At 71.6% G+C, this 12,920-nt stretch carries 12 protein-coding genes; 4 read left to right on the top strand and 8 right to left on the bottom strand.

Annotated features, from left to right (window positions below):
* Positions 1-35: 35 nt before the first annotated feature.
* Entirely contained in the window at positions 36-389 is a 354-nt protein-coding gene (bldG, locus tag ACIPC1_RS16320) for an anti-sigma factor antagonist BldG (RefSeq protein ID WP_266457251.1), read from the bottom strand.
* Between the two features lie 80 nt (positions 390-469).
* Here bldG and ACIPC1_RS16315 point away from each other — a divergent pair, with 80 nt between their 5' ends.
* The 3 genes from ACIPC1_RS16315 (at position 470) to ACIPC1_RS16305 (ending at position 5,178) form a co-directional block, all read left to right on the top strand.
* On the top strand, positions 470-2,923 hold the full coding sequence (locus ACIPC1_RS16315) for a DEAD/DEAH box helicase (protein ID WP_402517350.1): 2,454 nt from the start codon (positions 470-472) through the stop codon (positions 2,921-2,923).
* 192 nt (positions 2,924-3,115) lie between these two features.
* Entirely contained in the window at positions 3,116-4,279 is a 1,164-nt protein-coding gene (locus ACIPC1_RS16310; protein ID WP_402517658.1) for a 4-hydroxybenzoate 3-monooxygenase, read from the top strand.
* Positions 4,280-4,503: 224 nt separating this feature from the next.
* Positions 4,504-5,178 carry a hypothetical protein gene (locus ACIPC1_RS16305; RefSeq protein WP_402517347.1) on the top strand — a complete coding sequence of 225 codons (675 nt, stop codon included), beginning with the start codon at positions 4,504-4,506 and terminating at the stop codon, positions 5,176-5,178.
* A 723-nt stretch (positions 5,179-5,901) separates the two neighbouring features.
* Here the strand turns inward: ACIPC1_RS16305 and ACIPC1_RS16300 are convergent.
* From ACIPC1_RS16300 to ssd, 7 genes are all read right to left on the bottom strand, one after another.
* Entirely contained in the window at positions 5,902-6,396 is a 495-nt protein-coding gene (locus tag ACIPC1_RS16300) for an Rv3654c family TadE-like protein (protein WP_402517345.1), read from the bottom strand.
* A gap of 95 nt (positions 6,397-6,491) precedes the next feature.
* On the bottom strand, positions 6,492-6,935 hold the full coding sequence (locus tag ACIPC1_RS16295; RefSeq protein WP_402517342.1) for a TadE family type IV pilus minor pilin: 444 nt from the start codon (positions 6,933-6,935) through the stop codon (positions 6,492-6,494).
* Entirely contained in the window at positions 6,922-7,125 is a 204-nt protein-coding gene (locus ACIPC1_RS16290) for a DUF4244 domain-containing protein (RefSeq protein WP_402517339.1), read from the bottom strand. Before ACIPC1_RS16290 ends, ACIPC1_RS16295 begins: the two co-directional genes overlap by 14 nt.
* A 124-nt stretch (positions 7,126-7,249) precedes the next feature.
* A complete protein-coding gene (locus ACIPC1_RS16285) occupies positions 7,250-8,032 on the bottom strand; it encodes a type II secretion system F family protein (RefSeq protein ID WP_402517337.1) in 783 nt (260 codons plus the stop codon).
* Positions 8,029-8,904: a type II secretion system F family protein gene (locus ACIPC1_RS16280; protein WP_402517335.1), complete on the bottom strand. Its 876-nt coding sequence runs from the start codon at positions 8,902-8,904 to the stop codon at positions 8,029-8,031. The genes ACIPC1_RS16285 and ACIPC1_RS16280 overlap by 4 nt, the downstream gene beginning before the upstream one ends.
* A 78-nt stretch (positions 8,905-8,982) precedes the next feature.
* Complete coding sequence (locus ACIPC1_RS16275; RefSeq protein ID WP_402517332.1) at positions 8,983-10,191, bottom strand: TadA family conjugal transfer-associated ATPase; 1,209 nt, start codon at positions 10,189-10,191, stop codon at positions 8,983-8,985.
* A complete protein-coding gene (gene ssd, locus ACIPC1_RS16270; RefSeq protein WP_402517329.1) occupies positions 10,188-11,282 on the bottom strand; it encodes a septum site-determining protein Ssd in 1,095 nt (364 codons plus the stop codon). Before ssd ends, ACIPC1_RS16275 begins: the two co-directional genes overlap by 4 nt.
* Positions 11,283-11,858: 576 nt before the next feature.
* On the opposite strand from ssd, the gene ACIPC1_RS16265 reads away from it, so the two are divergent.
* Complete coding sequence (locus ACIPC1_RS16265) at positions 11,859-12,692, top strand: HAD family hydrolase (protein WP_384383643.1); 834 nt, start codon at positions 11,859-11,861, stop codon at positions 12,690-12,692.
* Positions 12,693-12,920 lie beyond the last annotated feature (228 nt).

Here is a 12,920-nt window from a genome sequence, read left to right as displayed (position 1 = left end):
TTCCGCCGTTCTCCGGCTCGCGGCCCGCGGACGGGTCAGTCGGTGGCGTTCACCGCTTCCTCCACCGAGGTGTGGATCGGGAACACCTTGGTGAGGCCGGTGATGCGGAAGATCTTCAGAATGCGCTCCTGGTTGCAGACCAGACGCAGCGAGCCCTCGTGGGCACGCACCCGCTTCAGGCCGCCCACCAGGACGCCGAGCCCGGTGGAGTCGAGGAAGTCCACGCCCTCCATGTCGACGACGAGGTGGAAACTGCCGTCGTTCACCAGCTCGACCAGCTGCTCGCGCAGCTTGGGCGCGGTATATACATCGATTTCGCCACCGACCTCGACGACCGTACGGTCGCCGTTAGGGCCGGACACACTGCGAGTCGACAGAGACAGGTCCACGAATCCTCCAGCACCTTGCTATCGAGCGGTCGCCCCACGGGACACCTCGGCGGAGCCCCCGGGACGGTTCGCCAGCCGCGATGGCATTCAATCACTTACCGGCAGGCGTGCACGACGCCTTGGCTCCATTGTCCGTCATGCCGGTGACACACTCGATGCCGATGGCCAAGAATCACCGATCCGATCGACCCTCGACGGACACCGCTTCCCGCCCCTCGCCGAGCACGGTCCTGGACCGTCTCGCCTCGGGGCCGAGTCGGGCTTCGCGCATCACTCATACGGAGCACTTGCCCCCTCGTGCGGGCCGCCATGCCGTCTGGCCCGACCGGATCCGCTCGGAGGTCATCGCCGCGGTGCAGGCCGCGGGTATCGAACACCCCTGGTCCCACCAGGCACTGGCCGCCGAACACGCCTTGGACGGCGAGTCGGTGGTCGTCGCCACGGGCACGGCCTCCGGCAAGTCCCTGGCGTATCTCGTACCGGTCCTTTCCGCCCTCCTGGACGGCTCCGAGGCCCCGAACGGCCGCGGCGCGACCGCCCTCTACCTCGCCCCGACCAAGGCCCTCGCCGCAGATCAGCGCCGATCTGTGAAGGAACTTTCACAACCTCTGGGGAATGCCGTACGCCCGGCCGCCTACGACGGGGACACACCCTTCGAGGAACGCGAGTGGGTGCGCCAGTACGCCAACTACGTCCTGACCAACCCCGACATGCTGCACCGCGGCATATTGCCCTCCCACCCCCGCTGGTCCTCCTTCCTCCGCGCCCTGCGCTATGTCGTCATCGACGAGTGCCACACCTACCGCGGTGTCTTCGGCTCCCATGTCGCGCAGGTCCTGCGCCGCCTACGCCGTCTGTGCGCCCACTACGGCGCCTCTCCCGTCTTCCTGCTGGCCTCCGCGACCGCCGCCGAGCCCTCGGTCGCCGCACGCCGCCTGACCGGCCTCTCGGTGGTCGAGGTCGCCGACGACGCCTCCCCGCGCGGCGAGTTGGTCTTCGCCCTCTGGGAACCCCCTCTCACCGAGCTGCACGGCGAGAAGGGCGCCCCCGTCCGCCGTACCGCCACCGCCGAGACCGCCGACCTCCTCACCGATCTCACCCTCCAGGGCATGCGCTCGATCGCTTTCGTACGTTCCCGCCGCGGCGCCGAGCTGGTCGCGGTGATCGCCCAGGAACGCCTCGCCGAGATCGACCGCTCACTGGCCCGGCGCGTGGCCGCCTACCGCGGCGGCTACCTCCCGGAGGAACGCCGCGCCCTCGAACGCGCCCTCCACTCCGGCGAACTCCTCGGCCTCGCCGCCACCACCGCCCTCGAACTCGGCATCGACATCTCCGGCCTCGACGCGGTCGTCATCGCGGGCTACCCGGGCACCCGGGCCTCCCTGTGGCAGCAGGCGGGCCGCGCCGGGCGCTCAGGGCAGGGCGCGCTGGCGATCCTCGTCGCCCGCGACGACCCGCTCGACACCTTCCTGGTCCACCATCCCGAGGCACTCTTCGACCAGCCGGTGGAATCCACCGTCCTCGACCCCGACAACCCGTACGTCCTCGCCCCGCACCTGTGCGCGGCCGCCGCCGAAATCCCGCTCACGGACGACGACCTGAAGCTCTTCGGCCCTGCGGCGCCCGGACTGCTCCCCCAACTGGAGGCCGCCAAGCTGCTGCGCCGCCGGACCAAGGCCTGGCACTGGACGCGCCGGGAGCGGGCCGCCGACCTGACCGACATCAGGGGAGAGGGCGGCACGCCCATACAGATCGTCGAGGCCGGAACGGGCCGGCTGCTCGGCACGGTCGACGCCGGCGCCTCGCACACGACGGTCCACGAGGGCGCGGTCCACCTGCACCAGGGCCGCACCTACCTGGTGCGCAAGCTGGACCTGGAGGACTCCGTCGCGCTGGTCGAGGAGGCCAACCCGCCGTATTCGACGGTCGCCCGGGACACCACCGCCATCTCCGTCCTGGAGACGGACGTCGAAGTCCCCTGGGGCCAGGGCCGGTTGTGCTTCGGCTCCGTCGAAGTCACCAACCAGGTCGTCTCCTTCCTGCGTCGACGTGTCATCACCGGCGAGGTCCTGGGCGAGACGAAGCTCGACCTCCCCCCTCGTACGCTCCGTACCCGAGCCGTGTGGTGGACGGTCACCGAGGATCAGCTGGACGCGGCCCGGATCAACCCGGAGATCCTCGGCGGCGCCCTGCACGCGGCCGAGCACGCCTCCATCGGCATGCTGCCGCTCTTCGCCACCTGCGACCGCTGGGACATCGGCGGCGTCTCCGTCCCGCTGCACCCGGACACCCTGCTGCCCACGGTCTTCGTGTACGACGGCCACCCGGGCGGTGCGGGCTTCGCGGAGCGCGCCTTCCACACCGCCCGCGCCTGGCTCACGGCCACCCGCCAGGCCATCGCCTCCTGCGAATGCGACGCCGGCTGCCCGTCCTGTATCCAGTCACCCAAGTGCGGCAACGGCAACGACCCCCTGCACAAACGGGGCGCCGTGCGACTGCTCACGGAACTACTGCGGGAAGCACCGGAGGCCTAGGTCTTCCGTCCGGGGAGGTTGTGGACGGCGACAGCGCCCGGGGCCTGTCCGGCCTGGCGATCTCTTTGCCGTTCCGGCCGGGCATTCAGGTGATTTCGGTACGACCACGGATTGTTGAGCTACTTCTACTTAGTATCTGGTTCCGTGACAGACGGGAAGAGCCTGCGGCGACCGGCCGACCACGTGACCGATGTGGTCATCCTCGGCGCCGGGCCGGCCGGGCTCGTGCTCGGCAACATCCTGGTGGACCGCGGGATCGACTGCGTCGTCCTGGAGCGGGCCGAGCGCACGCATGTGCAGACGCGGGCACGTGCCGGGTTCCTGGCCGCCAACACCGTACGGATCCTGCAACGGCACGGTCTCGCCGAGGGGCTGAACCGGCACGGGCAGATCCACAGCACCTGCGAGTTCCGTACCGAGGACGGCCGGTTCCGGCTCGACTACAGCGGGCTCGGGCAGCGGGAGCGGCACACCGTCTACCCCCAACAGGACCTGGTGACCGACCTGTTGACGCGGTTCCTGGAACGTGGCGGGCAGATTCGTTTCGGCACCGAGGCCGTGGCCGTGCGCGACGCCGACAGCGAGCGGCCCGAGGTGACCGTGCGCGACACCGACGGGCGGCCGGACCGGTGGCGGGCGCGGTACGTGGCCGGCTGCGACGGACGGCACGGCGTCGCCCGGCGTTCACTGCCGCCCGACGCGGTCCGCCACCACCGCGATCACGGCGTGACCTGGCTCGGTCTGCTCGCCGAGGCGCCGCCCAGTCTGGACGCCGTCGGGTACGCGGTGCACGAGCGCGGGTTCGCCGGGCACATGGCTCGCACCAGCGAAGTCACCCGCTACTACCTGCAGTGCGAGCGCGGCACCCCGGCCGACGCCTGGTCCGAGGAGCGGATCTGGGACGAGCTGGAGCTGCGGATGCGGGCCCGGGAGTACGGCCCGCTGCGCCGCGGACGCATCGTGCAGCGTTCCGTCGTCGACCTGGAGTCCGACGTGCTCGAACCGCTGCGCCACGGCGCGCTGTTCCTCGTGGGCGACGCCGCCGGTCTGATCAGCCCGTCCGCCGCGAAGGGCGCCAATCTCGCGGTCCTCGAGGCGGCGGTCCTGGCCGACGCCCTCACAGACGACCTCAGGGCCGCGGACCCCCAGGGCCTCGACGCCTACTCGGCACGGTGTCTGACGCACATCTGGCGTGCGCAGGAGTTCTCGCACTGGATGATCGGGCTGCTGCACGGCCCGTCCGGCGCGGACGGCGAGTCGCTGTTCCACAACTCCCTGCGCCGCTCCCGCCTCACCTCGCTGCGCACCTCGCGCAGCCACCAGGACTGGTTCGCCGAGCAGTACGTCGGCGTATAGCCCGTCGCGTAGCGCCCGTCGCGTACAGCCCGTCACCCCGCCCAGCTCCGCCCCGCGTACATCCGTATGCCTACATCGGTGTGCATACATCGGTGTGCATACATCGGTGTGCATACATCGGTGTGCATACATCGGTGTGCATACATCGGTGTGCATACGTGCATCCGAACCCCGGAATGAGGACCCCCCGCAATGTCACGGCATTGTCGGGCGATACGTCCCGCGTGCGCGCGACGGTCGACTTCGTCAAGGAACAGGACACCGCCACGCTGCTCCCGCTCCTGCTCCTGCTTCCCGGGCTCGACGGCCCGGAGCTGCGGGCGCTGGTGGAGCGCTGCGCCTTCTCGCACGCGGCGCTGCTCGTCTTCCCGCCCGACGAGGCGGCACTGGACGCCACCCTCGCCGACTGCGGGCTCGTCGCGGACGCTCGGCCGCGGCCGAGCGCCGTCGTGCGCGAGCGTCTCGCCGTACGGCACAAGCGGTGTGCGGCGGAGCTCGACGTCCGCATCCTGCGCCCCGCGGTGGACTCCCTGGACGGGGCGCGGCGCATGGTCGAGGTGTTCACGCTGACCGTGCCGCCGGGGTCGGACCTCGACCCGGTCGCCGCGCACGAGCGGGAACGGCAGCACGAGGCGCACGTCGCCTTCGAGGTCGAGGCACCGGACCCGTTGGTACTGCGCGGCCTGCACGGCCTTCGGACGGTACGGCGCTACCTCCGACGGCGGCGGCTACAACCGCACGAGAACGGCACGGTGTTCTACTTCACCACGCCCGCCGCGGCCAAGGCCGGGTACGGGCGCGTCGAGCTGTACGTCCCGGCGACCACCGCGACATCCTCGCCTCCCACCTCGACGAGCACCGCAAGCGGCAGCCCGCCGAGACCCTGCTGCGCCTGCTGACCGGGGCATGGACGACACAGGCCCTGGCCACGTTCGCACGGCTTGGGGTGGCCGACGCGATGGACGAGGAACGGGGCATCGGCGTGGCGGAACTCGCGCGGGACGTCGGTGCCTTCGCGCCGAACCTGGCCACCCTGCTGCGCTACCTCACCATGCTCGGCGTGGTGAGCGAGGACCCCGGCGGTTTCCGGCTCACGGACACCGGCGGGCTGCTGCGTGTGGACGCCGAAGGGTCGATGCGGCCGGGGGTGGTTGGGGTGGTTGGGGTGACTGAGTCGGTTGAGGCGGTCGAGGCGCCGTTCCGCGATGTTGTGCCGCCTGTAGAGCTCCTGGTCGAGCCGGGGCGGGCATCCGCCCCGGCTGCCTCTGCGGCGAGTAGCTGCAGCCGGACGAACTACCGCTCCGCATCGGCCAGTTCGTGGCGACGTATATCAGCCGACCATGATCCACTACTCGGGATCGGTATATCGGTATTGGGCGGGCTGATTCGGCCACCGGGGGCGCCGGGGTCGGCGGGTCTCCCCTGCGGAGTGCCGCACCGAACTGGCCCGGTGCCCTCCGCCAGCTGCGCGGGTCCCAGCGACCTCGCCGGCCCCGCAAGCTCGGTCAATCTCGCAAGCACGGCCGACCCCGCAAGCCCAGCGGGTCGCGCTTGCTGGGCAGATCCCGTCGGTTCCGCAGGTGCCGTCGGTTCCGCAGGTGCCGTCAGTTCCGCAGGTCCCGTCAGTTCCGCAGATCCGTCAGTTCCGCAGGTGCCGCTGACTGCGCAAGCCCCACAGGTCCCGCAGACCCCGCAGACCCCGCAGACCCCGCAGACTGCATGGGTCCCGCTGATCCCATCTGCCCTGTAGACCCGACCGGCCCCGCAGGCCCCGCCCTCGACCTGACCTCCGCCGCGAACGGCCCCCGCCCCGACGCCGCCGTGACGTCCGAGATCTCGCCGCCGAGCGTGCACCGGACGAGGCGTGCGTGCTGGGCCCGTGCCACTCGGTCCGCCTCGCCGCAGGCGGCCGTTGCGCCGTCCATCCAGTGGTCCGCCGCCGCGAGCGCAGCCAAGTCGGCCGCTCCCGCCGCCCGGTGACGGACGAGGACGACCTGCTCCATGGCCAGCACCACCCCGAACACCACACACAGCACGGCGATCACCCCGACCGACCAGACGGTCGCCGACCCTCTGTCCGACCCAGCCGGTATGCCAGACCTGTGCGATGCGGCCAACCTGCCCTCCGTGCCCGACGGGTGGAACCACCTGCCGCGCCCGCCCCGCCAACTCTCCTGGGGCCGCCCCAGCGCCGCGGGCAGGCCACCTCCCGTCATCCTCCGCTCACCCCCACCGTCTCCTCCGCCAGAGCCACCGCCTCGTCGCTCAGCTCCAGGGTCAGCTCGTCGGGACCCGGGGCGCTCGCCGTGACCGTCACCCGGACCAGGTCCCCCTCCCGGCTCACCTCGACCCGCGCGCCCCGCGGTGCCGCGCGGCGCGTCGTCGTCAGGACCGCGTCGGGCGAGTCCTGGCGGGCCGCCGCGCGGGCGCCCGCCCTCGCCGCGTCCTGACACTGAATCTGCGCGGAGGCGGCCAGCAGGGCCCACACCAGCGACATCGCGACGAGCACCAACGCGGGCAGCACCACGGCGGCCTCGGCGGTCACGAATCCCCGGTCCCGGCAGCGGAGCGGCCCCCGGACTACCCTTCCGGCCGGAGCAGGCCTCCTCACCGACGCAATCCGCTCCGCCTCCGCCCGCCGTTCACATCTGGACATTGAGCGCCCGTTCCACGATCCCCTGCAGCTCCGCGCTGACCTGGCCACTCGTCAACACCTTGTAGAGCGCGGCCGCGAAGGCGACCGCCGCGATGATCCCCACCGCGTACTCGGAGGTGACCATTCCCGCGTCCCTCCGCACCAGCCCGAGGAGCCCTGCCCGCATCCGCACCCGTACTGCCTTGCCCATCTCAACCCCCGTAAGGTCCATGCCCATTGATCACTTGCCGTTGCTCACTTGCCGTTCACCGCACACCGTGGCCGGTGGCCGGTGGCCGGTGACCGGTCATCCGTCATCCGTCACCCGCCACCCGTCATCCATCGCCACCTCCCAACAGACCGCCCGCCAGCCCGATCACCACAGGCAGCACGCCGATGGCGAGGAACGCGGGCAGAAAGCACAACCCGACCGGCGCGGTGACCATGACGGCCGCCCGGCGTGCCCGTGCCGTGGCGGTGCGCCCCCACTCCGCGCGGGCCTCGGCAGCAAGGCGACCGACTGGCACGACCGCCGGTACGCCCGACTCGCCCGCGCGCTCCAGGAGCCGCGCCAGCGGCCCGGCACCCGGTATCGACGCCAGCCTCCGCCACGCCGCGACCGGTTCACTCCCGAGGCGCACCTCTGCCGCACCCCGTGCGAGCCGCTCCCCCACCGGTCCCCCCAGCGCCTCGCCCACGGCCTGGGCAGCCACCACGGGGCCTGCGCCTGCCGCGATGCACGCCGCCAACAGATCAGCGGCAAGCGGGAGTTGTCGCGCCGCCTGCGCCTCGTCGTACTCCTCGACAGGGCCAGGGCCCCGCCGCTGCCGCCACCACCAGACCCCGAACCCGGCCGCCAGACCCACCAGGCTCCCGACGAAGCCCCCGACCAGCACCCAGCCGACACACACGGCCCCCACGACGGGCAGCCACTGCCGACCCACACCCCCCAACTCGAAGCGCCGCGCGCTGGACGTAGCCTCCAGGGCCAGTAACGTGGCCAGCCTCCGACGCACCCGCCGTTCGCGACGCGCCGTCCAGAGCGACCGCACCAGCCAGCCGAAGGCCAGCACTCCACACACGGCCACCCCCAACCTGTGGACAACTTCCGTGCTCATGCGGCCTCCGCTCCTCGTACGATCCGCAGTGCCCACCACAGCCCCACGCCCTCCAACACCCCGCCGATCAGCAGACAGGCCAAGCCGGGGCCGGTGTGCAACAGCACGTGCAGCGGATCGGCGCCCAAGGCGGTACCGAGCAGGAGCCCCAGGACCGGCAGCCCCGCGAGCATCACCGCCGTGGACCGCGATCCGGCCAACTGAGCCCGTAGATCAGCCCTTTGGTCTCTCTCTGCTCGCAACGCCCCCTCCAGCCGGTCGAGCCCCGCGGCAAGCCCCGCGCCCCGGTCCACGGCCACGCGCCAGCACGCGGCGAGCCCCACCAGCCCATCGGCCCCCGGCTGCCGTGCGGCGTCGGTGAGCGCGCCGGGCACATCCCCGCCGAACCGCGCGGCCGCCAGCACCACCGCCTGCGCCTCACCGAGCCCCGGCGATTCCCGCGCCGCCCGGAGCAGTGCCTCACCCGGCTGTCTTCCGGCCCGCACCTCCCCGGCGAGCGCCCCGCACAGCCCGATCACCGCATCCCCCCGCCGCTCCAGCTCCCGCCGAGCCTCCGCCGCCCGCCGCACCCTCCCGAGCAGCGGCACTCCGGCCAGCCCGAGGAGAAGCGGCACCACAGACGCGCCAACCACCGAGATCACCAGTCCGGCGACCAGCGACCACCCCTCGACCCGCAACCGCCCACGCAGCCGCCGCCATCCGACGAGCGCCTTCTCCCAAGGCGGCGGACCTGCCCCCACCACTTCGCCACCCGCCAACATCAGCCGCGCCCTGCGCGCCCCCGAGTCCCACCCGCCCGTCAACCAGGCCGCCGCCCCGGCACACACCATGGCCACCCCGAACGACGTCCCGGACATCTCACCGACCGCCATGCCACTCCCCAATCCCATCCCTGCTGCTCCCATCCCTGCTGCTCCCATCCCTGCTGCTCCCACCCCGACTGCGAGCCCTCACTGCCGCCCCTCCGTCCCGTCCCGAAGCAGCCCCTGCAGCCGCTCCCACCCCCGCTCGTACACGAACGCCTCCGCGCCCCACCGCAGCGCGGGCACCGTCACCACCAGCCCCGACGGATCCCGCTCCAGCACATGCACCTCGGCGATCCGCCGCCGCCCGGCCCGGTCGCGTACGAGATGCAGGACCACCGACAACGCCGCCGCCAACTGACTGTGCAGTGCGGCCCGGTCGAGCCCGGCGGCCGTGCCCAGCGCCTCCAGGCGGGCCGGTACCTGCGCCGCCGCGTTCGCATGCACCGTCCCGCAGCCGCCCTCGTGGCCGGTGTTCAGCGCGGCCAGCAGGGACACGACCTCCGGCCCGCGCACCTCGCCGACGACCAGCCGGTCCGGTCTCATCCGCAGGGCCTGGCGGACCAGGTCCTGGAGTGCGACGAGCCCGACACCCTCCTGGTTTGCCGGTCGCCCCTCCAGGCGCACCACATGAGGATGGTCGGGCCGCAGCTCCGCCGAGTCCTCGGCGAGAACGATCCGCTCCCCCGGGCCGACCAGCCCCAGCAGGGCACTCAGAAGTGACGTCTTCCCGCTCCCGGTTCCGCCACTGACCAGGAACGACAACCGGGCGTCCAGCAGTGCTCTCAAGACCCTGTCCCCGCCGGGCGGTACCGTCCCGGCCGCCACCAACTCGTCGAGCGTGAAGGCGCGCGGCCGTACGACCCGCAGCGACAGACAGGTCGAACCGACGGCGACCGGCGGCAGTACCGCATGCAGGCGTGTGCCGTCAGGAAGCCGGGCGTCGACCCACGGCCGTGCGTCGTCCAGCCTTCGCCCGGCCACGGCTGCGAGGCGCTGAGCGAGCCGTCGTACCGCCGCCGCGTCCGCGAAGGAGACGGCCGTCAGCTCCAGGCCGCCGCCCCGGTCCACCCACACCCGGTCCGGCGCCGACACGAGTACGTCGGTGACGGACGGGTCGGCGAGCAGTGGTTCCAGCGGGCCGCTGCCGACCAGTTCGGAGCGCAGTTGCTCGGCGGCACCGAGGACTTCGGCGTCCCCGAGCACCCGCCCCTGCTCACGCAGCGCCTGTGCCACGCGCGCGGGGGTGGCTTCGGAGCCGCTCTCCGCGAGCCACTGCCGTACGCCGTCCAGCAGGCCCGTGCTCCCGCCGAGACCGGCGCCGCAGTCCCTCCCCGTACCGGCGTCCCAGGTCATACGCCCCCGCCTTCCACCGGAACCCGCTGCCAGAAGGCGGTGCAGAACCGGGCGAGTGGCCCTCGCGCCGATCCACCAGGGGGCACGCCGCCGTCCAACAGCGGTGGTTCGGCGGGCACTTCACCCGCCAGGGGCAGCCCGAGCAGCCGTGCCACCTGGCGGTCGTCGAGGCCAGGCGCGTACGGTCCGCGTACCGCGACCCGTAGATCGCGCAGGACCATGCCGACCAAGGACGCGACGCGTTTGGCCGCCGCGATGGCGCGCAGGTCGGCGGGGACGACCAGCAGCCCGAGGTCGAGTTGGGCGAGGGCCTCGGCGACGCCTTCGTCGACGCGGCGTGGCAGGTCGACCACCACCGCGCCGCCGCGCCGTCTGGCGGCGGCCAGGACTGCCCGTACAGCCTGTGGCGGAATGGCGACGGAGTCGCCGCGATCCCAGCTCAGCACCCGCAGCGCGTGCAGTTCGGGCAGGGACTCCTCCAGGGCGCCGCCGCCGACCCGGCCGCGCGAGGCGGCGAACGCCGGCCAGCGCAGGCCTTCGGCGGCCTCGCCGCCCAGGAGTACATCGAGTCCGCCACCGAGCGGATCCGCGTCCACGAGCAGGGTGCGGCGCCCCTCGCGCGCCGAGGTGACGGCGAGCGCGCAGGCCAGCGTGGACGCTCCGGCCCCACCACGCCCACCGAGGACGCCGACGGTGAGCGCGGGTCTGCCGACTCCTTCGGCCACGTCGGCGATGCGGTCGACCAGCCATTGCTCGCCATCGGGCAGCATCAGGACGTGATCGGCGCCGATCTCGACCGCCCGCCGCCAGACACCGGAATCGTCCTGATCCCGACCCACCAGTACCACTCCGCGTCTGCGCGCGGCGCCGCGCACCCGCCGCGCCGCGTCGTCGCCGACCAGCACGAGCGGCGCGGCCTCCCAACTGCCTCTGCGCTCCGGCACCCCGTGATGGACCTCCGGCCTGGCACCCGCCGCCGCGCACAGGCGCAGCAGGTCGTCCAGTAGTACGGCGTCCTCCGTGACGATCAACGGTCCGCCCTGCCGCCCCTCGGCGGCGGGCGGCCGGTTGTCTGTGATGGCTCCCGCCACGATCTCCAGCCCCCTTCGCTGCTTCCTTCGCGGGGCCCTCTTCGGCCCCGCTGATTCCCGCTCGTATGGAGAACCGGCAACCGGCCTCCATATGAACGGCCGATACGAACCGGCCAAACGCGCTCAACAAACCGAACCGGCCATGAACTTGCCGCGAGCGGAGCGCGTTGGAATCACGGTGCAGCGATCCAGGAAATCGTGTGGATCTTGGTCGATTTCTGTGGACAACTCAGGGGCTGTGAATATCGCCTTCACCCTTACCGGTGACGCCTGTACGACTTCCACAGAGCAGTCCCACAGCTACGCACGGTGACGAATCATGGGCATGCGAAAGCCCGCGGCCTCAGCCACGGGCACAGGGTTCGAGGGCCCCGCATGGGGGGAGAAAACGCATCCGGACATGCGACGACCCCCGCCGGGGGGGAGAGCGGGGGTCGTCCCCACGGTCCGACTCGGGGGGGGGAGGAGCCAGACCGGGTTAGCACGGTCGCGAACGATCCGTGACTTCCATGGTGTACCCGAGAGGCCTCTCAGGCAAACCCACGCGCCTCACCTTACGCCGAATGGTGGGCGCCTATGCTCATGCTCGTGGAAAACCACTCCTTGCCTCGCACAGCAGCCTTCTTTGATCTGGACAAGACGGTCATTGCGAAGTCGAGCACGCTCACGTTCAGCAAGTCGTTCTACCAAGGCGGCCTGATCAACCGCAGGGCCGCCTTGCGTACCGCATATGCCCAGTTCGTGTTCCTGGCCGGCGGCGCCGACCACGACCAGATGGAGCGGATGCGCAAGTACCTCTCCGCGATGTGCCGCGGCTGGAACGTCCAGCAGGTCAAGGAGATCGTCGCCGAGACCCTGCACGACCTGATCGACCCGATCATCTACGACGAGGCCGCGTCCCTCATCGAGGAGCACCACACCGCCGGACGCGACGTCGTGATCGTGTCCACGTCCGGTGCGGAGGTGGTCGAGCCGATCGGTGAACTGCTCGGCGCGGACCGCGTGGTGGCGACCCGCATGGTCGTGGGCGAGGACGGCTGCTTCACCGGAGAGGTGGAGTACTACGCCTACGGACCCACGAAAGCCGAGGCGGTCAGGGAACTGGCCGAGTCCGAGGGATACGACCTCTCGCAGTGCTACGCCTACAGCGACTCGGCGACCGACCTGCCGATGCTGGAGTCCGTCGGCCATCCGCACGCGGTGAATCCGGACCGCGCGCTGCGCCGCGAGGCCCTCGCACGCTCCTGGCCGATTCTGGACTTCAACCGTCCGGTCCGGCTGAAGCAGCGACTGCCCACACTGTCCGTACCGCCCCGTCCGGCGCTCGTGATGGCGGCCGCGATAGGAGCGGCGGCAGCCACGGCGGGGCTCGTCTGGTACGCGAACCGGCGGCGCGCGACGGTGGCGTGATCGGGCCACGACTGACGTCACACATGGGAGGGCAGCACCCTCCCGCCCGTTTCCATCCTGTTTGAACCTAAAAGTAAAGAAGTGCATCCAGGGGTTCCGCTTCCTCAGGACCCGGAGTACAAAGGGGTTAACGGCCCGCGAGACCAAGGACATCCGAGAGGATCACCTTCAAACGCAATCAAGGCCCCACGGACCGAGCATGAACACCAGGTACCCACGCGACGTCGA

The sequence above is a fragment of the Streptomyces sp. NPDC087263 genome (assembly GCF_044744645.1).
In the GTDB taxonomy this organism is placed as follows: domain Bacteria; phylum Actinomycetota; class Actinomycetes; order Streptomycetales; family Streptomycetaceae; genus Streptomyces.
Note: the sequence above shows the minus strand (reverse complement) of the source record. Positions and strands in the feature narration are given on the sequence as shown.

Coding starts and splice junctions, on each gene's coding strand:
- ACIPC1_RS16315 (WP_402517350.1), top strand. CDS start 470: ATGGCATTCAATCACTTACCGGCAGGCGTGCACGACGCCTTGGCTCCA.
- ACIPC1_RS16295 (WP_402517342.1), bottom strand. CDS start 6,935: ATGTCCAGATGTGAACGGCGGGCGGAGGCGGAGCGGATTGCGTCGGTG.
- ACIPC1_RS16290 (WP_402517339.1), bottom strand. CDS start 7,125: ATGGGCAAGGCAGTACGGGTGCGGATGCGGGCAGGGCTCCTCGGGCTG.
- ACIPC1_RS16285 (WP_402517337.1), bottom strand. CDS start 8,032: ATGAGCACGGAAGTTGTCCACAGGTTGGGGGTGGCCGTGTGTGGAGTG.
- ACIPC1_RS16280 (WP_402517335.1), bottom strand. CDS start 8,904: ATGGCGGTCGGTGAGATGTCCGGGACGTCGTTCGGGGTGGCCATGGTG.
- ACIPC1_RS16275 (WP_402517332.1), bottom strand. CDS start 10,191: ATGACCTGGGACGCCGGTACGGGGAGGGACTGCGGCGCCGGTCTCGGC.
- ACIPC1_RS16265 (WP_384383643.1), top strand. CDS start 11,859: ATGCTCATGCTCGTGGAAAACCACTCCTTGCCTCGCACAGCAGCCTTC.